This is a genomic window from Erwinia rhapontici, from assembly GCF_012271765.1.
Classification (GTDB): Bacteria; Pseudomonadota; Gammaproteobacteria; order Enterobacterales; family Enterobacteriaceae; genus Erwinia; species Erwinia rhapontici.
Map to the genome: position 1 here is coordinate 241,526 of NZ_VRKO01000018.1, position 16,192 is coordinate 257,717.

Here is a 16,192-nt window from a genome sequence, read left to right on the forward strand (position 1 = left end):
GAATTCAGATACGCGCCTGACACCTACGTGAATTCAGATACGCGCCTGACACCTGCGGGACATGCAGACACGGAGGGGCGAGGCACGCCTCGCCCACTCTGGTTTTAACGGCGGTTGCCGAAAATCCGCAGCAGCATCAGGAACAGGTTGATAAAGTCGAGATACAGCGTCAGCGCCCCCATAATGGAGAAGCGACGCAGGTTCTCTTTATCATTAACGTCGATCCCTTCACCGATATTTTTCAGCTTCTGAGTGTCATACGCCGTCAGACCAACAAACACCACTACCCCAATGTAGGTTACCGCCCACATCAGTGCCGTGCTCTTCAGCCAGATGTTCACCAGTGATGCCAGTACGATGCCGATCAGCGCCATAAACAGCATACTGCCCATTCCGCTCAGATCGCGTTTCGTGGTGTAGCCCCACAGACTCATGGCACCAAACATCCCGCCCGTCACCAGGAAAGTGCTGGCAATGGAAGAGTAGGTATACACGAGGAAAATACTCGCCATCGTCAGTCCGGTCAGCGCCGAATAGAGCATAAACAGCACGGTGGCAACGGTGCCGCTGAGTTTATGCACCATCCCCGACAGCACAAACACCAGTCCCAACTGGACGATAATCAGGCCAAAGAAGGTAATACGATTGGCAAACACCAGTTCCATCACCTGCGGCGTATTGGCCGCATACCAGGAGATAAAGGCGGTTAACAGCAGTCCACAGGTCATCCAGCCGTAGACCTGCGCCATATAAACAGACAGGCCGGTGCTGGCGCGCTGTACGATTGAATCACTGGAACGTGGATATCGGTCCATGATGCTCCCCTTAAAAGGTGAATGAAATTACGGTTAGATCCGCTATTAGCTTGGCACAAACTCCACCCGCTCCGCCACCCTGCAACCGTGCTCTTTTTGCCAGATTGATTACCTGTTGAAGTTATTACGGAGTGAGACAATAAGCGGATAAAGATTGTGCAGCTTCTGCCGATAGATCGCTTACAGGGAATTTTAGTTACAAGAAGACACATAGCGATCACATTATTGCCACATCGGGGGAAGTCAGATGCAGAGTCAGTCGGTTCCAAAAAAGAAAATGAGTACCCGTACACTGATGCTGCTGACCGGGGTGCTGACTATCACCCTCGGTTTCAGCGTGACGATTGGACTGCTCAGTTGGCAGTCCAGCCAACAGCAAAGGAAACTGGCAGAAGAATATCTCGGTCAGATCGCCCAGAGCCAGGCACTGGCCGTACAGAATGAGCTGGATTATGCCCGTACTGTCGCCACATCGATGGGACAGAGCCTGGTCGCTCTGCGTGCCTCTGGCATCAGCGATCGTGCTATTGCAGAACAGCAGATGATCTACTCCCTGAAACTTAACCCAAGCTATCTGTCGATGTCGGTCGTGTTCGAACCTGATGCCTTTGATGGCCGCGATGCCGAGTTCGCCAGCCAGCCAGGATCGCCGCCCGCCGGGCGTTTTGCCCGTTTTGTTGACCGTGACCAGGCCGGAAACTATAAAGCGCACTTTATGGGATCGTTCCTGACACCAGGCCAGGGTGACTACTACCTGGTGCCGCGCAAACTTGAGCGCGACACCCTGACCGAACCCTATAGCTACGCTTATAACGGCATCCCTACCCTGCTGACGTCGGTTTCTGCGGTCATTGTCGATGACGGTAAATTGAAAGCGGTCACCACCTCTGATATCTCCCTCGCCTCGCTGCAAGAGCGTGTCAGTAAAATCAAACCCTGGGAAGGCAGCGGCTATGCCATGCTGATTTCCACCGCCGGTAAAGTGGTTTCCAGTCCGAATAAAGCGGATGCCGGTAAGCAGTACAAAGGCGAAACTGACGGCTTCACCACCAAAATGGTCGAACGCTTTGATCCGGTACTGGGCGAAGAGGTGCTGCAAACCTGGCGTCCGGTGACCGTCGGTAACAGCAAAGCTTCATGGTATCTCAGCGTTGTCGCTCCGGTTGATTTGGTGATGGCCGCCGCTAACCGCCAGTTAATGTACGCAGTGGCAATGATGCTGATCAGTATCATCGTGGTGTGCGGCGTGCTGGGCGTGATCTTCAGCCGTAAAGTGGCAACGCCTATTGGTGGCGAACCGCGTCAGGCGGCAGATATCGCCATGGCCGTGTCGGAAGGCGATCTCAGCGCCAATATTCCGGTGAAAAAGAACGATCAGCAGAGTATTTTCTTCGCCATGCAGACCATGCAGCATCAGTTGCGCAATATGGTCGGTGAGATTATTTCGGCCAGTGATTCCGTGCGCCAGGGTGCAGAAGAGATTGCCAGCGGCAACCTTGACCTCGCTTCCCGTACCGAGCAGCAGGCGGCAGCGCTGGAAGAGACAGCAGCCAGCATGGAGCAGTTAACAGCGACGGTAAAACATAACGCCGATAACGCGCATCAGGCCACGGCACTGACCGAAAATGCCACGGATATTGCCCAACGCGGTGAGCATCTGGTGTCGCAGGTGGTGAAGATCATGCAACAGATCGATGAAAGTTCACAGAAAATCGGTGCTATCACCAGCATTATCAACAGTATCGCTTTCCAGACCAACATCCTGGCGCTGAACGCGGCGGTTGAAGCTGCACGAGCCGGGGAACAGGGGCGTGGTTTTGCCGTTGTGGCGGCAGAGGTGCGCAATCTGGCGCAGCGCAGTGCCAACGCAGTGAAAGACATTTCTGCCCTGATCAGCGAATCGACTCAACGTGTTGATCAGGGGGTGACGCTGGTGCAGAGCGCCGGAAAAACCATGCAGGAGATGACCCAGGCGGTGAACTCGGTGAAAACCATTATCGGGGAAATTGTGCATGCCTCGGATGAGCAATCACAGGGTATTGGTCAGGTAACGGTCGCCGTGAACCAGATGGATGGCGCAACGCAGCAAAACTCCGCGCTGGTTCAGGAGATGTCCGCGGCTGCGGCTTCGCTGGAAGATCAGGCGAAGACGCTGGCGCAGACGGTGCAGATTTTCAAACTGCAATCAGTTTAAGACAGCGGTAGGGGACGGGCATGCCCGTCCCTGTTAATGACGACCGATACAGCTCTGATATCGGCTGTTCACCCGCTGGGCAAACCACGCGGTGGTGAGATTACGGGTAATCTTCGGACTCTCCAGCTTGATCCCCGGTAACACTTCGCGCGGCAGCTTTTTCCCGGCATCTTTCTCAGCCAGAGCAAATACCGACTTCCACAGATCGGTTTTCTCGAAATCGATGCTGTCGCCTTTCTCCAGTGCACGGCGAATCGCCCGGTCACTGTAATCCAGCCGCTTACCCAGAGTACGTACCGCCTTCTCGGTCGATCCTGCACTGTCGGAACCGTAGTTGATCAGGTCACCATCCAGCGCCAGCTTAATGCCACTTAACCGCGACACTGCCGCCTGGAATGCCGCATTACGGCTGGCGTACCAGCCTGCATTAAAGTCGGCAAAGCGATACAGCGGCGACGGATAATTAGCCGGATAGCCAAGCAGGTGCCGGGTGCCAAACCACATGCCTCCCCGGCGGGAAAAGACTTCGCGGCGAACAGAACTGTCCACCTGATACGGATACCCTTTAGCATTGGCTTCCGCGAAGGCAATACTGACCTGCATCGGCCCGCCCGTGTGGATTGGATTCAGGTTGCCAAACAGCTTCTGTCCCATTGGCACCATATCGATAAAATCATCAAATACCGCGCTCAGCTCTTTCTCACTTTTGACGTGATCCAGACGCCAGGCATAACTTTTGCCGGTCGGTGAGTTGATCATCAGTGCGGTGCGCACCAGGAAGGACGGAATATGCATTTGCCCGGCACGGCGATCTATCTCCGCCCAGGCAATTTTTGGCAGACCCGGCACGGTGGCATCGGCGCTGAAGTTAGATTCCTGTCCGGTCACCGCAATGACGGCGCAGATATTGCTGACGTCGGGCACGATATTCTGGCTGTTAAATGCCACGAAAATATCCTGCGTCCATCCCTGACGATCGCTGACGCCCGCAGGTAACAGACGGGCAATATCGGCTTTTACATCGGTCGGGCGCGGCTGAGATGCTGTGTCCGACGGCTGATGGCTACAACCCGCCAGCACCAGCAGGGCCAGCGGCAAAAGATGATGCAGTTCAATCCGGCGCATGAAAATCCTCAAGGCAGAGTCAAAATGATAAATACGCTATTTCCAGCGGTCTGCGGCTTGATGGTCGCTGTCACGCGCGGCAACCCAGCGGTCACCTTCAGCGGTGGCTTCCTGTTTCCAGAACGGGGCACGGGTCTTAAGCTGATCCATGATAAATTCTGCGGCGGCAAACGCCGCTCCCCGATGCGCACCGCTAACCCCCACCAGCACGATTTCATCGCCAGGGAACAGCTCGCCAATACGATGGATCACCGTCACACGCTGCATCGGCCAGCGGGCGCGCGCCTCTTCGACAATCTCTGCCAGCGCTTTTTCGGTCATACCGGGATAGTGTTCCAGCCTCAGCGCGCTGACATTATCCCCCAGATTGTGGTTGCGCACCTTGCCCGTGAACGTCACCACGGCACCGTCAAGATCGGATGCCGCCAGCCACTGGTACTCATCACTCATGCTGAAGGGCGCACTGCCCACGCGAATGCGGGTATCCATTTCAGCCCCCGGTGACCGGCGGGAAGAAGGCAACTTCATCCCCGGCACGAACAGGATGCTGCATTGACACCAGCGTCTGATTAACCGCGGCCAGTAGCTTGCCGGATTCCAGCGCCAGCGCCCAGCGCTCGCTTTGCTGCGCCAGCTGACTGCGCAGGGCTTCGACATTCTGATATTCCGCGGGCAGTTCAAGGCGATCAATACCGACCAGTTCGCGCACCTGGGCGAAAAACAGCACGTTAATCATGGGCCACCGCCTGGAAATCACCGGATTTCCCGCCGCTCTTACTTAACAGGCGACACTGCTCAATGGTGATATCTTTCTGCACGGCTTTGCACATATCGTAAATCGTTAACGCAGCGACCGATGCAGCCGTCAGCGCTTCCATCTCAACCCCGGTTTTCCCCGTCAGGCGGCACATCGATTCAATGCGAACCCGGTGATGTTCAGGTTCGGCGCTTAACGACACTTCGACCTTGCTCAGCAGCAGCGGATGGCACAGCGGGATCAACTCCCAGGTCCGTTTGGCCGCCTGAATACCGGCGATGCGCGCCGTGGCGAACACATCCCCTTTGTGGTGGCTGCCATCGATAATCATTTGCAGCGTTTCAGGACGCATGACGACATAGGCTTCTGCCCGTGCTTCACGCACGGTTTCCTGTTTGGTGGACACATCCACCATATGCGCCTCTCCGGCGGCATTAATATGCGTTAACTGAGACATTTACGGCTTCTTCACATGCGAAACAAAGTGACAGGGACGGGTGCGGGCATCGAGCTGATCCTGAATGATGCGCTCCCAGGCAAGCTGGCAGGCCCCGGTTGATCCCGGTATGGCGAAAATCAGCGTGTTATTGGCTAAACCGGCCACCGCGCGCGATTGCAGGGTAGATGTGCCAATATCCTCATAGGAGATCATGCGGAACAGTTCGCCAAAGCCTTCAATCTCGCGATCGAACAGCGGCAGTAACGCCTCTGGCGTGGCGTTTTTCTCGTTAAACCCCGTGCCGCCGTTAATCAGCACCACCTGCACATTATCGCTGGCGATCCAGCGCGAGACTTCGGCACGAATACCGTAGCGGTTATCCGCCACGATACCGCTCTCCACCGTGTGGTGCCCGGCCTCTGCCAGCGCTTCGCGCAGATAGTCGCCGGAGCTGTCAGTTTCAGTCGTATGGCGATCGGAGACGGTGAGTACCGCCACGTTAAGGGGGATAAAATCCGTTGATCCTTTGCCCATATATACTCCTTAGATTAACGCCTGTATCGTCGGCTGTTAGCCGCCGATAAACGAGAGATTTTGTGTAATACCGGTATTTCCCTGATGGAGAAAATGCGTCTCTTTCTTCGTCGTCAGGCTACCGGCAATACGCGCCTGTAATTCGGCCTGCTGGCTGTCATCGGCCAGCAAATCGCGCAGTGGCACACCGCCATCGCCAAACAGGCAGAGATGAAGATTTCCCGTCGCAGAGACGCGCAGACGGTTACAGCTGGCGCAAAAGTCTTTTTCATACGGCATGATCAGGCCAATTTCACCCTGATAATCCGCATGACTGAACACCTGCGCCGGGCCGTCACTGCGGGCGCGTAGTTGCTGCACCCAGCCCTGTTGCACTAACTGGTCGCGGATCACCTGCCCGGATACATGGTGTTTGCGGAACAGTGCACCACCGTCACCGGTTTCCATCAGTTCGATAAAACGCAGCTGAATGGGACGGGTGCGTATCCAGTCGAGGAAGGTATCGAGGCTTTGATGATTGACGTCACGCATCAGTACGGTGTTGACTTTTACCTTGCTGAATCCGGCGTCGAAGGCCGCATCAATCCCGCGCATCACGTCATCAAATTTATCCTGCCCGGTGATGGCATGAAACTGGCGCGCATCCAGGCTGTCGATACTGACATTCAGCGCGGTCAGCCCGGCAGCACGCCACTGCGCGACATCGCGCTTCAGGCGATAACCATTGGTGGTGAGGGCTATCTGACGAATGGAAGGATTTTCACGCACGGCCGCGATGATCTCGGTAAAATCACGGCGCATGGAAGGTTCACCGCCCGTCAGGCGCACTTTTTCCGTACCTGCTGCGGCGAAGGCACGTGTGACGCGGCGGATTTCATCCAGCGACAGGAAGCTTTTGTTCTGCGCGCCCTGCGGCTTGTAACCGTCGGGCAGACAGTAAGTGCAACGGAAATTGCACACGTCGGTGATCGACAGGCGCAGGTAATAAAACCTGCGCGCGAAGTTATCAGTAAATTGTGGCACCTGTGACACCTTTCCAGATAGGGAGATGCAGTCATTTCTTTCTGCACCCTGGCAACTCAACGGTTGCGGCCAGGACACCATATCCAGCAGGACACAGGTATCAGGGCTTAAGTGTGATTCACCGAACATCGGTAAACCGTGATAGCGCAAATGTTAGCGCTAATACAGCAGGGTTACCAGCGCAGTATTTCGCTATGTATTATTATATATAACGCATTTTCCCCGCATTTTAGCGGACGTTTAGCGTAAAATAAGGCTCATAACAGTTTCATCACATGACGAATGGATATTATGCGAAATCGCACGTTAGCTGACCTCGACCGCGTGGTAGCATTAGGGGGAGGACACGGTCTGGGCCGTGTGATGTCCGCCCTTTCACCTTTGGGTTCCCGCCTGACCGGCATTGTCACCACCACCGATAACGGGGGTTCCACCGGGCGTATACGCCGCTCTGAAGGCGGTATCGCCTGGGGCGATATGCGTAATTGCCTGAATCAGCTGATCGCCGAACCGAGCGTTGCTTCCGCCATGTTTGAGTACCGTTTTGCCGGTAACGGTGAGCTGGCAGGGCATAACCTCGGTAACCTGATGCTGAAAGCCCTCGATCACCTCAGCGTCAGGCCGTTTGAAGCTATCAATCTGATCCGCAATTTGCTGAAGGTGGATGCATTCCTGATCCCGATGTCCGAGCAGCCGGTTGACCTGGTGGCGCTGGATGAAGAAGGCCATCTGATATACGGCGAAACTGAAATTGATCAGATGATACAACCGCCGCAGGAGCTGATGCTCGCGCCCAAAGTCAGCGCCACGCGTGAAGCGGTGGAGGCCATTGGCGAAGCTGACCTGATCCTGATTGGTCCGGGCAGTTTTTACACCAGCCTGATGCCCGTTCTGCTGCTGCCTGAGATTGCTCAGGCCCTGCGCCGCACGCCGGCCACGATGGTGTTTATTGGTAATCTCGGGAAAGAACTCAGCCCGGCGGCCGCGAAGCTGACGGTCACCGATAAGCTGGCCATGATGGAGAAGGCGATAGGCAAACGTGTGATTGATGCGCTGGTGCTGGGGCCAAAGGTCGACAGCAGCCAACTCGACGGGCGACTGATCATTCAGGAACCGCTGGAGGCCGGAGATATTCCGTATCGCCACGATCGCCAGTTGCTACGTATGGCGCTGGAGCACGCAGTGCAGGCAATGGTGTAAAGACGGGGCGACCGGAAAAATTAATGTCTGATCATTCGGCTTCAGGTCTGAGGCCAGTTTGAGCACGCCGGATCGGCAACTGCCGCATCCATGCGGGCCTCGGCACGCGGCGTCCCTGCCGCGTGACGTCCGGCTTACCTCAAACTGGCCCCATCCCCGCAGAACGTCTGCTCGCTGTAGGTATTACAACCCCCACCATGTGACAGTCTCTGCGGATTGATTTGAATCAGGATTTTGGATCTTGGTTTTGACCTGGATTTTGACGTTGAGGCGGCATTCAGCAGCACTGAGGAAGCGCAGTGAACCAGGACGAACCGCCAGGACGGCGGTGAGAGTGAGAGCCGGCACAGGGATGTGCCGTCACGACTGCTCCGTCGGTGAACGATGCTTGCGAAGGTATCCACGCAGTGGACGCAGCGCCTGCCGCAAAGCCCGGGCCCCCAGGGCGGCGGCGACTGGCCGCCCTGGGTCGCTCAGCCCGCGCAGCGGGAAAGCGAAACGCCCTTGACGTTGACCTTGACGTTGACGTTGACGTTGACGTTGTTTTTCGGGTCGACCAAAAAAAAAGGTCATCCCCTACATTTGTAAGACAAAAGAAATAATGACGCAGGAAACGGTAATCTAATGCAACATTAATGTTGATAATGATTATCATTCATATATTATGTCGCAAATTATAAACGTTGTTTGCCCTGCCACAGGGCTTTGTTAATTGCTATTCCTGAAGCCGTTGTTGAGCGAATACCCATAATAACATCGCAGGTATTTCGCATGATTAAGTTTTCATCCCGCCAGGGATTACTGCACACGTCTCTCGTCGTGGGGACACTGTTCACCGCCGCCGTCTCCACGCCGCTTACCGCGGCTGAGCAGACCGATGAATCGTCCGCCAAAGCCCGCCAACAAAACACGCCGCAGGATGATGCGGTGATGACCGTCTTGTCGCCAGAAGTGAAGAAAGTGGCAGGAAGTTCAGTCACCCTTAATGCTGCCGATATGCAGCAGCGTGGTGGCAATAACTTCGGCACCATCATGCGTTACCAGCCGCTGATCGGCGCGGTAGGCAGCAGCAGCGGTTCTTCCACGGGCAAAAGCGGCTTCGACCGGGGCGGCTACACCGGCTATAACATCCGTGGCCTGGAAGGTAACCGCGTGGCGCTTGACGTCGATGGCATCCCGCAGCCAGAAGCCACCGGGCGCAGCTACGCCAGCCGTGCCGGGGTGAACACCTTCGGCATCGGCCGTGACTACATTGACCCTTATCTCTACGGTCGCGTCGAGATTGAATCCGGCGCAACGATAACGTCACGTGCGAATACCGCACTGGGCGGTACCGTCTCCTTCCTGCCGAAATCAGCCGATGATTATCTGACGCCGGGCAAACACACTGCGTTTGGCTTCCAGAGCGATTACGACTCCTCCAGCCGCAGCTGGCATAACGGCATCACCGCTGCCGCCGGGGATGAAACCCTGCGTGGTCTGATGGTGTACAGCCGCCGTGATGGTCAGCAGACCCGTAATAACAGCGATGAACTTGACGCTTACCCGGAAAACTGGCACTCCGACGCATTGCTGACGTCCGGTATCTGGCAGCCGAACGATGAACACAAGCTGACCGGAACGGTCGATTTTTACAGCAAAGTGAATCACAGCCGCTATGACAGCTGGGCCACTGACGGCAATACCTTACTGGGCGATGCGAACCAGCAAAGCAACACCCGCCGCTGGGGTGTCAGCCTGAAAGATGAGTGGACACCGGGTAACGACTGGGTCGACAGCCTGAGTAATAAAATTTATTACCAGCACACTGAAGCACACGACAATACGCTGATGCCATTAGGCACTGCGGGTGCCATGCAGCGCGTGTACTCTGATTACAACGTGGAAACGTACGGCTACGAAGCCCAACTGGCGAAGACGCTGGGTCGCCACGATCTGCTGGCCGGGATCAACGGGCGACTTTCAGAAACCGAACGCCCGTTCAGCCAGTCTCCGGCACAGAGCGGCACCAGCATGACCACCAAACCTGAGGGTGACAGCCGTACCCTGGTGCTGGGCGCGTTTGTGCAGGACAGTATCCTGTTTGACCTTGATGGTCATGCGTTCTCTGTGGTGCCGGGCGTGCGTGTGGCGCATCAGGAAACCAAACCGCAGAACCTCGCCAATATGGCCGCGGGCACGGATGTGCTGACGCCTGCCGATGCAGAGAAGCTGTACGGAAAAACCAACAGCGATACGCAGCTGCTGCCGTCCATCAGCTTTAACTATGATATTACCCCGCAGCTGATGACCTACGTGCAGTACAAGCGCGGCGCGCAGTTCCCGAACGCCAGCCAGCTGTATGGTTCATGGAACCTCGGTTCCAGCTACGCCGGAAACCGTCAGTATGCCTTGCTGGGCAATACCGATCTGGAAACGGAAACCAGTAACAACGTTGAATGGGGCGTGAAGGGCCAGGCAACGGAAGGCGTAACGCTGCACGGTGCGATGTTCTATAACACGTACAAAAACTTTATTGCGTCGACCCGTTATTCTCGCGCTACGGCACCGGATAAGTTCGTTAACGTTCCTGCGAATATAGCCACTATCTATCAGGCAGAAAACCGTGATAAAGCCTATATCTGGGGCGGAGAAGTCAGCACCAAAATCAACTATGGCACCTGGTTTGATCAGGTTAACGGCCTGAGTACCACCTTTGCGTTGGGCTACAGCAAGGGCCAGGCCAAATCCCGCTATGATGGCGACAAGTATGTTGACCTCGACAGCGTGGCCCCGATGAAAGCCGTGGTTGGCGTGGCGTTTGACGATCCGGCGCAGCGCTTTGGTACGGCGATCACCGCGACTTTTGTTAAAGGGAAGCAGGCGCAGAGCACCAACCGCAACAGCTACCTGAACAGCGGAGGTGCGCTGACGGACGCCACCACGGAATATACGCGCGTGCCGGGTTACGGCATGGTGGATATGACGGCCTGGGTGAAAGTGACGAAGAACGTGAAGCTAAGCGGTGGAGTATATAACCTGACCGATCGTAAATATTGGGATTATCTCAGCAGCCGTAATATGACCGGGGAAACTCAGGTGGATATCAACGATCGCTCACTGGCCGTCCAGCCAGGACGTAACTTCCAGTTAGGTGTGAACGTCGATTTCTGATGTAAAGCAAACGCTGAACACCAGCACGGGCGACCAGAAAAAAGGGTCGCCCCGTACAGGATTGCGTAGGGGCTGACCTTCTTTTTTGGTCAGCCCTTTATTTTGCGTGCTGATCAATATGCCCCAAATCCCGCTCCGGGAAGCAGACGGCGCGCAGGCGGCGTTTGATCTCGGCGGCATCCGGGAAGCCGTCATCGGTTTTACGGTTCCAGATCACCTGCTGATTTACCGTGATCTCATACACGCCGCCGGTACCGGGGATGAGGGTAACCGCACCGAGATCGGTACTGAAGGTATGCAGCAGTTCCTGCGCCATCCAACTGGCGCGCAGCATCCAGTTGCACTGGGAACAATATTGGATCGTGACAACCGGTAATTGGCTCATGCAAGTAACCTCACCATCGTATTGAGAAGATTATTTTCCAGCCCCGGCCATAAACATCCGGACCGCGCAGGCTGTCATTTCACGTACCCGCTTCTCGCTCATTGGCGGAGCGGTGCGCTGATAAATACGGATTTCAATTTCAGCGGTCAGCAGTGCCAGAAACTGCAAGGCGCGTACCTGCGGATCGCCGAGGCGCAGCGCGCCGTTATCCATCGCTGACGAGAACAACCGCGCCAGTTTTTCCACGCTCTCACGCGGGCCGGATTCATAAAACAGCATGCCCATATCGGAATGCCCGGCTTCTCCCACCACCATACGATAAACCGACAGGGCGGTATTATCCGTGGTCATCACCTGCAACATCTGCTCGCCAAAGCGCTGTAGTTTCTCTTCCAGCGTGACGCTTTTCGCCACCGCATCGTTAAGTACATTGGCGGCGTCTGTCAAATGTTGAGTGGCATAGGTGCGGATCACCGCGCTGAACAGCTCCTCTTTCGAGGGAAAATAGTTATACAGCGTGGCTTTGGAGCCGCCAAGGCGCTTTGACAGCTCATTCATGGACGCGCGCTCGTAACCCATCTCCTGGAAAAGCTGTGCGGCAGCTTCCACGATTGCCTCACGGCGTGCTTCAGTTCGGACTTTCATCGGCTCTCCCGCGAAAAATAAACCCGAGTGTACATTTTATTGACAGAAAAATCCTGCCAGGGCATAACTATACCGTACAGTACGGTTCACTTATAAAAAAGGATATTCTTATGTTCACTCAACGCCAGGTTTTTACATCGTCTTTATTACTCCTCTCACTAATACTGGCAGGCTGTGCGGGCACGCAGCCGCCACGTTATGCCGGGTTATCGTCTGCTGAACAGCTGCGGCCTAACAGCGGTGAGGATGCCTATCGCCAGCCGTGGCGCACCGCAGGCCAGGTCGACTGGAAAAAATACACCACAGTGACGGTGGATCCGGTCATCGTCTATCAGGGCGCGGATAATCAGTTTGGCGATCTCAGCCAGGCCGATCGTCAGGAGCTGGCCGATTATCTGTACCAGCGCTGCAACGAGGTGCTGAAAACCCGGTTTTCACCCAGCCAGCATCCCTCGCCACAGGCGCTGCGCATTAAGCTGACGCTTACCGGAGCCGAGACCACCACGCCGGTGCTGGGAACGTTCACCAAGTTCGATCTGGCGGGTGGGCCGTACAATATTGTGCAGGCGGTGCGTGGGCGGGAAGGGCTGATGAACGGTTCAGTCAGTTATGCCGTTGAGATCTATCAGGCCGACAATAACCAGTTATTACAGGCCTGGGTGACGAAACAGTATCCCAATGCAATGAATGTCGGGGCCAGCTTTGGTTCCCTGTCGGCCGCTAAAGTGGGCATTGATAAAGGGGCTGACCAGCTGCTGGCTGTGCTGAAATAGTCTGACGTCAACACCAGGAAATACCCGGAAACAGAAGCGGCCGCAGAGCCGCTTTTTTTCTAAATGCTTTTTAACGCTGAACTTTCCCCGATTTCTTCTTTGTTCTGTCTGTGCGGCTTTGTTATTGCTGTCGTTTACTTCAGGCAAAAAAAAGAAGGAAGCCTTAATGGAAATCTACTGGTATCTCACCGCCCCCGACGGGCCGCAGCCCTGGACCGCCTCCGGCAGTCGCAAAATCGACTATGCCTGGTTTCAGGAAGTGGCGCAGGCGGTGGATAATCTGGGGTTTACCGGCGCGCTGCTGGCCACCGGCGCGCACGACCCCTGGATTGTCGGGGCTTCGTTGATCCCGCTGACGCAACGGATGAAGTTCCTGATCGCGATCCAACCTGGGCTGGTTTCCCCCACGCTGCTGGCCAAAATGGCGGTGACGTTCAACCAGTTCTCCCAGGGACGCGTGCTGCTCAATGTGGTGAGCGGCGATAAAAATACCCTGGGTGCGTATGGTCTGCATCTTGAACACGACCAGCGCTACCAGTTAAGCGATGAGTTTCTTACCGTGCTGAAGCCGTTGCTGGCAGAACAGACGGTGGATTTCGAAGGTGAACACCTGCATATCAGCAACGCCCGTCTGGCGCTGGGCAACGGTGGCTACCCACCGCCTGCGCTATGGTTCGGCGGTTCATCGGAGGCAGCGCAGGACGTTGCGGCAAAACATATTGATACCTATCTCTCCTGGGGTGAAACGCCGCCGCAGGCCGCAGAGAAAATTGCCGCCGTGAAACAGAAAGCGCTTCAGCATCAGCGCACGCTGCGCTTTGGCATTCGTCTGTATGTGATCCTGCGGGAAACGGATGAAGCCGCGTGGCAGGCGGTGGAGGAGCTGTACCGTTCAATGGACGATAAAGCGATTGCTGCCTGCCAGGCGCTGGCCGCCGGATCGGATTCTGTCGGTCAGGCACGCATGAGCGCACTGCACAATAACGCCCGCCCGGAAAACCCGCGTGAGCTGGAGATTTACCCGAATCTGTGGGCTGGCATCGGCCTGGTCCGTCCGGGGCCGGGTACCGCGATTGTCGGCAGCCCGGAAACCGTTGAACGCGTACTGCGTGACTATCAGCAGGCCGGCGTAGAGGTGTTTATCCTGTCCGGTTTCCCGCTGGTGGAGGAAGCACAACGCTTCAGCCAGCTGGTGTTACCGCGTCTGTCGCTGGACGCGCCCACGGTGACGCACGTGGCCGATGATTCCGGTAATACTTTCACCTGGAGCAATCTGTGGGACAGCCCGGTGGGGCAGCAGGAGGATCGTGGATGACGTTACGTATTGGCAGTCACCCGAACAATCTTTCACTGTTTATTCTGCGCCATCGCGGCGTGCTGGAAACGGCACTGGCAGCGCAGGGCGGCGTGGTCTGGACGGATTATCTGCATGGGGGCGACAGTGCCACTTTTCTGGCAGAACAACGGCTGGATGTCGTCGGCACCGGGTCCACGCCGCCGCTGCTGGCACAGGGCAACGGTCTGGACGTGGCCTATCTGGCGGCCTCACCCGACCGGACGGCAAACTGCGCGCTGCTCGGGATGAAAGACGGGCCGCGTCAGAGCGCCAGCGATCTCAAAGGCGCGCGCATCGCCTGCATGAAAGGATCGTTTACCGACCATTTCCTCGCCCGGCTGCTGTTGCAGAACGGGCTGACACTGGACGATACCCAGCTGGTTGACCTTAACGGCAGTGAGTCTGCCCGTGCGCTGCGCGAGGGACGGGTGGATTTGTGGGCGGCTATCGATCCCTGGCTAACCGCGGCACAGGATGCTAAAAAGGTGCGCTGCCTTGTTCAGGTGGGCGAGGTGATCCGCAACCGTTCCCTGTTCTGGTGCCGTGAACGCTGGCTGCATCAGTCTGCGCAGCAGGCGGAAATCCTGCTGACGGTACTGGCCGAGAATGACCGCTGGATCGCCAGCAACAGTCAGCAGGCCGCGGAGCTGATCCATCGGCATCTTCCCGGCTCACTCAGCGTCACCAGCTGGCTCTCGACTATTCGATCCCGCCCGTGGGGCATTCACCGGGTGACCCCGGAACTGCTGGCAGAGCAGCAACAGCAGGCCGACGATCTGTTGGCCGCCCGATTTATCACCCAGGCGCTGCGGATTAACGTTGCGCTCGACAATGGAGTACAGGCATGAATAAGGGAGTGCTGCGCTGGCTGGTCGCTGCGGCGTTAGGCGTAACAATGACGGCGCAGGCCGCAGACGAGATCACACTGAGAATAGGCTTTTTACGGGCACCGACCGACCTGGCGCTGGCGAAAGAGAATGGCAGCCTGGAAAAAGCGCTGGCTGCGCACAACGTAAAACTGGAATGGGCAGGGCCGTTCTCATCAGCGGCACCCGCCTATGAAGCAATGAATGCCAATGCCATTGATATGACCACCGGCAGCTCCACGGCCTTTGTCACCGCCATTGCCGCCGGGCTGCCGCTGGTGTTCTTTGGTTATCAGGCGATGTCGCCTGATGGAGAAGGCATTGTGGTGCGCAACGATTCCACGCTGAAAACGCTGGCGGACCTGCGCGGTAAAAAAGTGGCGGTGAACAAGGGTGGCACGGGAGAGTATCTGCTGTCACGCGCGTTGCAGACGGCCGGGATCAAAGAGAGCGAAGTACAGAAAGAGTACCTGACGCCGACGGACAGCGGCAGTGCCTTTGTCGGCGGTCATGTGGATGCCTGGGCGGTGTGGGACCCGTTCCTGTCGCTGGCGCGTCAGAGCTACGAAGGGCGTCTGCTGACCAATGGCAAACAGCTGGGATCGGAGAACGCCGTGGGTTACTTTGTCACTGAGCAGTTTAACCGCCAGCATCCGGACGTGGTGAAGATCGTCTGGCAGGTGATGAAAGAGCAGAATGTCTGGGCCAAAGCGCACCCGCATGAAGCCGGGAAAATCTGGGCACAACAGATGGGCCGTCTGGGCGAAGGGCTGGGCGATCGGCTGGGCGAGGTCAATACTGTTCCGCTGTCGTCAGTAGGGGCAGAGCAGCGCCAGCATATTCAGCATGTTGCTGAGTGGTACTTGCAACAGGGGCTGATTAAGGCTATTCCTGATATTCAGGGTCACAGCGTGGAACTGTAACTCACGCGCTATCCTGCCAAACCG

At 56.5% G+C, this 16,192-nt stretch carries 16 protein-coding genes and 1 riboswitch; of the genes, 7 read left to right on the plus strand and 9 right to left on the minus strand.

Features of this window, described 5'->3' with window-relative positions:
- Positions 1 to 104: 104 nt before the first annotated feature.
- Complete coding sequence (locus tag FVB43_RS24000) at positions 105 to 815, minus strand: Bax inhibitor-1/YccA family protein (protein WP_167864903.1); 711 nt, start codon at positions 813 to 815, stop codon at positions 105 to 107.
- Between the two features lie 247 nt (positions 816 to 1,062).
- Here FVB43_RS24000 and FVB43_RS24005 point away from each other — a divergent pair, with 247 nt between their 5' ends.
- Complete coding sequence (locus tag FVB43_RS24005; protein ID WP_133841171.1) at positions 1,063 to 3,009, plus strand: methyl-accepting chemotaxis protein; 1,947 nt, start codon at positions 1,063 to 1,065, stop codon at positions 3,007 to 3,009.
- A gap of 33 nt (positions 3,010 to 3,042) precedes the next feature.
- On the opposite strand, the gene FVB43_RS24010 is transcribed toward FVB43_RS24005, so the two are convergent.
- From FVB43_RS24010 to moaA, 6 genes are all read right to left on the minus strand, one after another.
- Entirely contained in the window at positions 3,043 to 4,134 is a 1,092-nt protein-coding gene (locus FVB43_RS24010) for a DUF1615 domain-containing protein (protein ID WP_133841172.1), read from the minus strand.
- A 36-nt stretch (positions 4,135 to 4,170) separates the two neighbouring features.
- Positions 4,171 to 4,623 carry a molybdopterin synthase catalytic subunit MoaE gene (gene moaE, locus FVB43_RS24015; RefSeq protein WP_159338070.1) on the minus strand — a complete coding sequence of 151 codons (453 nt, stop codon included), beginning with the start codon at positions 4,621 to 4,623 and terminating at the stop codon, positions 4,171 to 4,173.
- Between the two features lies 1 nt (position 4,624).
- Positions 4,625 to 4,870, minus strand: a complete 246-nt coding sequence (gene moaD / locus FVB43_RS24020; protein WP_133841174.1) for a molybdopterin synthase sulfur carrier subunit — start codon at positions 4,868 to 4,870, stop codon at positions 4,625 to 4,627.
- On the minus strand, positions 4,863 to 5,348 hold the full coding sequence (moaC, locus tag FVB43_RS24025) for a cyclic pyranopterin monophosphate synthase MoaC (protein ID WP_133841175.1): 486 nt from the start codon (positions 5,346 to 5,348) through the stop codon (positions 4,863 to 4,865). The genes moaD and moaC overlap by 8 nt, the downstream gene beginning before the upstream one ends.
- On the minus strand, positions 5,349 to 5,864 hold the full coding sequence (moaB, locus tag FVB43_RS24030; RefSeq protein WP_167864904.1) for a molybdenum cofactor biosynthesis protein B: 516 nt from the start codon (positions 5,862 to 5,864) through the stop codon (positions 5,349 to 5,351).
- 36 nt (positions 5,865 to 5,900) lie between these two features.
- Positions 5,901 to 6,887 carry a GTP 3',8-cyclase MoaA gene (gene moaA / locus FVB43_RS24035; RefSeq protein WP_133841177.1) on the minus strand — a complete coding sequence of 329 codons (987 nt, stop codon included), beginning with the start codon at positions 6,885 to 6,887 and terminating at the stop codon, positions 5,901 to 5,903.
- Positions 6,878 to 7,013: riboswitch (molybdenum cofactor riboswitch) on the minus strand. It overlaps the preceding gene by 10 nt.
- Before the next feature lie 165 nt (positions 7,014 to 7,178).
- Here moaA and FVB43_RS24040 point away from each other — a divergent pair.
- Both FVB43_RS24040 and FVB43_RS24045 read left to right on the plus strand, forming a co-directional pair.
- Positions 7,179 to 8,087, plus strand: coding sequence for a gluconeogenesis factor YvcK family protein (locus FVB43_RS24040; RefSeq protein WP_133841178.1), 909 nt, complete (start codon positions 7,179 to 7,181; stop codon positions 8,085 to 8,087).
- A 771-nt stretch (positions 8,088 to 8,858) separates the two neighbouring features.
- On the plus strand, positions 8,859 to 11,240 hold the full coding sequence (locus FVB43_RS24045; protein WP_167864905.1) for a TonB-dependent receptor domain-containing protein: 2,382 nt from the start codon (positions 8,859 to 8,861) through the stop codon (positions 11,238 to 11,240).
- 97 nt (positions 11,241 to 11,337) lie between these two features.
- Here the strand turns inward: FVB43_RS24045 and FVB43_RS24050 are convergent, their stop codons facing one another.
- Together FVB43_RS24050 and FVB43_RS24055 are read right to left on the minus strand one after the other, a co-directional pair.
- On the minus strand, positions 11,338 to 11,625 hold the full coding sequence (locus FVB43_RS24050; protein WP_133841995.1) for an Rdx family protein: 288 nt from the start codon (positions 11,623 to 11,625) through the stop codon (positions 11,338 to 11,340).
- 30 nt (positions 11,626 to 11,655) lie between these two features.
- Complete coding sequence (locus FVB43_RS24055; protein ID WP_133841996.1) at positions 11,656 to 12,270, minus strand: TetR/AcrR family transcriptional regulator; 615 nt, start codon at positions 12,268 to 12,270, stop codon at positions 11,656 to 11,658.
- A 110-nt stretch (positions 12,271 to 12,380) separates the two neighbouring features.
- Between FVB43_RS24055 and FVB43_RS24060 the strand changes: the two genes are divergently transcribed.
- The 4 genes from FVB43_RS24060 (at position 12,381) to FVB43_RS24075 (ending at position 16,168) form a co-directional block, all read left to right on the plus strand.
- Positions 12,381 to 13,043: a DUF3313 domain-containing protein gene (locus FVB43_RS24060; protein ID WP_133841997.1), complete on the plus strand. Its 663-nt coding sequence runs from the start codon at positions 12,381 to 12,383 to the stop codon at positions 13,041 to 13,043.
- Positions 13,044 to 13,209: 166 nt separating this feature from the next.
- Positions 13,210 to 14,358 (plus strand): LLM class flavin-dependent oxidoreductase, encoded by a 1,149-nt coding sequence (locus FVB43_RS24065; RefSeq protein WP_159336612.1) that lies wholly within the window; start codon positions 13,210 to 13,212, stop codon positions 14,356 to 14,358.
- A complete protein-coding gene (locus tag FVB43_RS24070; protein ID WP_167864906.1) occupies positions 14,355 to 15,227 on the plus strand; it encodes an ABC transporter substrate-binding protein in 873 nt (290 codons plus the stop codon). The genes FVB43_RS24065 and FVB43_RS24070 overlap by 4 nt, the downstream gene beginning before the upstream one ends.
- Positions 15,224 to 16,168, plus strand: a complete 945-nt coding sequence (locus FVB43_RS24075; RefSeq protein WP_133842000.1) for an aliphatic sulfonate ABC transporter substrate-binding protein — start codon at positions 15,224 to 15,226, stop codon at positions 16,166 to 16,168. Before FVB43_RS24070 ends, FVB43_RS24075 begins: the two co-directional genes overlap by 4 nt.
- Positions 16,169 to 16,192: the final 24 nt, after the last annotated feature.

What these genes read in the sequence shown, in the direction of transcription:
- FVB43_RS24000 (WP_167864903.1), bottom strand. Translation starts at nt 815, where the DNA reads ATGGACCGATATCCACGTTCCAGTGATTCAATCGTACAGCGCGCCAGC.
- moaC (WP_133841175.1), bottom strand. Translation starts at nt 5,348, where the DNA reads ATGTCTCAGTTAACGCATATTAATGCCGCCGGAGAGGCGCATATGGTG.
- FVB43_RS24075 (WP_133842000.1), top strand. Translation starts at nt 15,224, where the DNA reads ATGAATAAGGGAGTGCTGCGCTGGCTGGTCGCTGCGGCGTTAGGCGTA.
- FVB43_RS24045 (WP_167864905.1), top strand. Translation starts at nt 8,859, where the DNA reads ATGATTAAGTTTTCATCCCGCCAGGGATTACTGCACACGTCTCTCGTC.
- FVB43_RS24060 (WP_133841997.1), top strand. Translation starts at nt 12,381, where the DNA reads ATGTTCACTCAACGCCAGGTTTTTACATCGTCTTTATTACTCCTCTCA.
- FVB43_RS24040 (WP_133841178.1), top strand. Translation starts at nt 7,179, where the DNA reads ATGCGAAATCGCACGTTAGCTGACCTCGACCGCGTGGTAGCATTAGGG.
- FVB43_RS24050 (WP_133841995.1), bottom strand. Translation starts at nt 11,625, where the DNA reads ATGAGCCAATTACCGGTTGTCACGATCCAATATTGTTCCCAGTGCAAC.
- moaD (WP_133841174.1), bottom strand. Translation starts at nt 4,870, where the DNA reads ATGATTAACGTGCTGTTTTTCGCCCAGGTGCGCGAACTGGTCGGTATT.
- FVB43_RS24065 (WP_159336612.1), top strand. Translation starts at nt 13,210, where the DNA reads ATGGAAATCTACTGGTATCTCACCGCCCCCGACGGGCCGCAGCCCTGG.
- FVB43_RS24055 (WP_133841996.1), bottom strand. Translation starts at nt 12,270, where the DNA reads ATGAAAGTCCGAACTGAAGCACGCCGTGAGGCAATCGTGGAAGCTGCC.
- FVB43_RS24070 (WP_167864906.1), top strand. Translation starts at nt 14,355, where the DNA reads ATGACGTTACGTATTGGCAGTCACCCGAACAATCTTTCACTGTTTATT.
- FVB43_RS24005 (WP_133841171.1), top strand. Translation starts at nt 1,063, where the DNA reads ATGCAGAGTCAGTCGGTTCCAAAAAAGAAAATGAGTACCCGTACACTG.
- moaB (WP_167864904.1), bottom strand. Translation starts at nt 5,864, where the DNA reads ATGGGCAAAGGATCAACGGATTTTATCCCCCTTAACGTGGCGGTACTC.
- moaE (WP_159338070.1), bottom strand. Translation starts at nt 4,623, where the DNA reads ATGGATACCCGCATTCGCGTGGGCAGTGCGCCCTTCAGCATGAGTGAT.
- FVB43_RS24010 (WP_133841172.1), bottom strand. Translation starts at nt 4,134, where the DNA reads ATGCGCCGGATTGAACTGCATCATCTTTTGCCGCTGGCCCTGCTGGTG.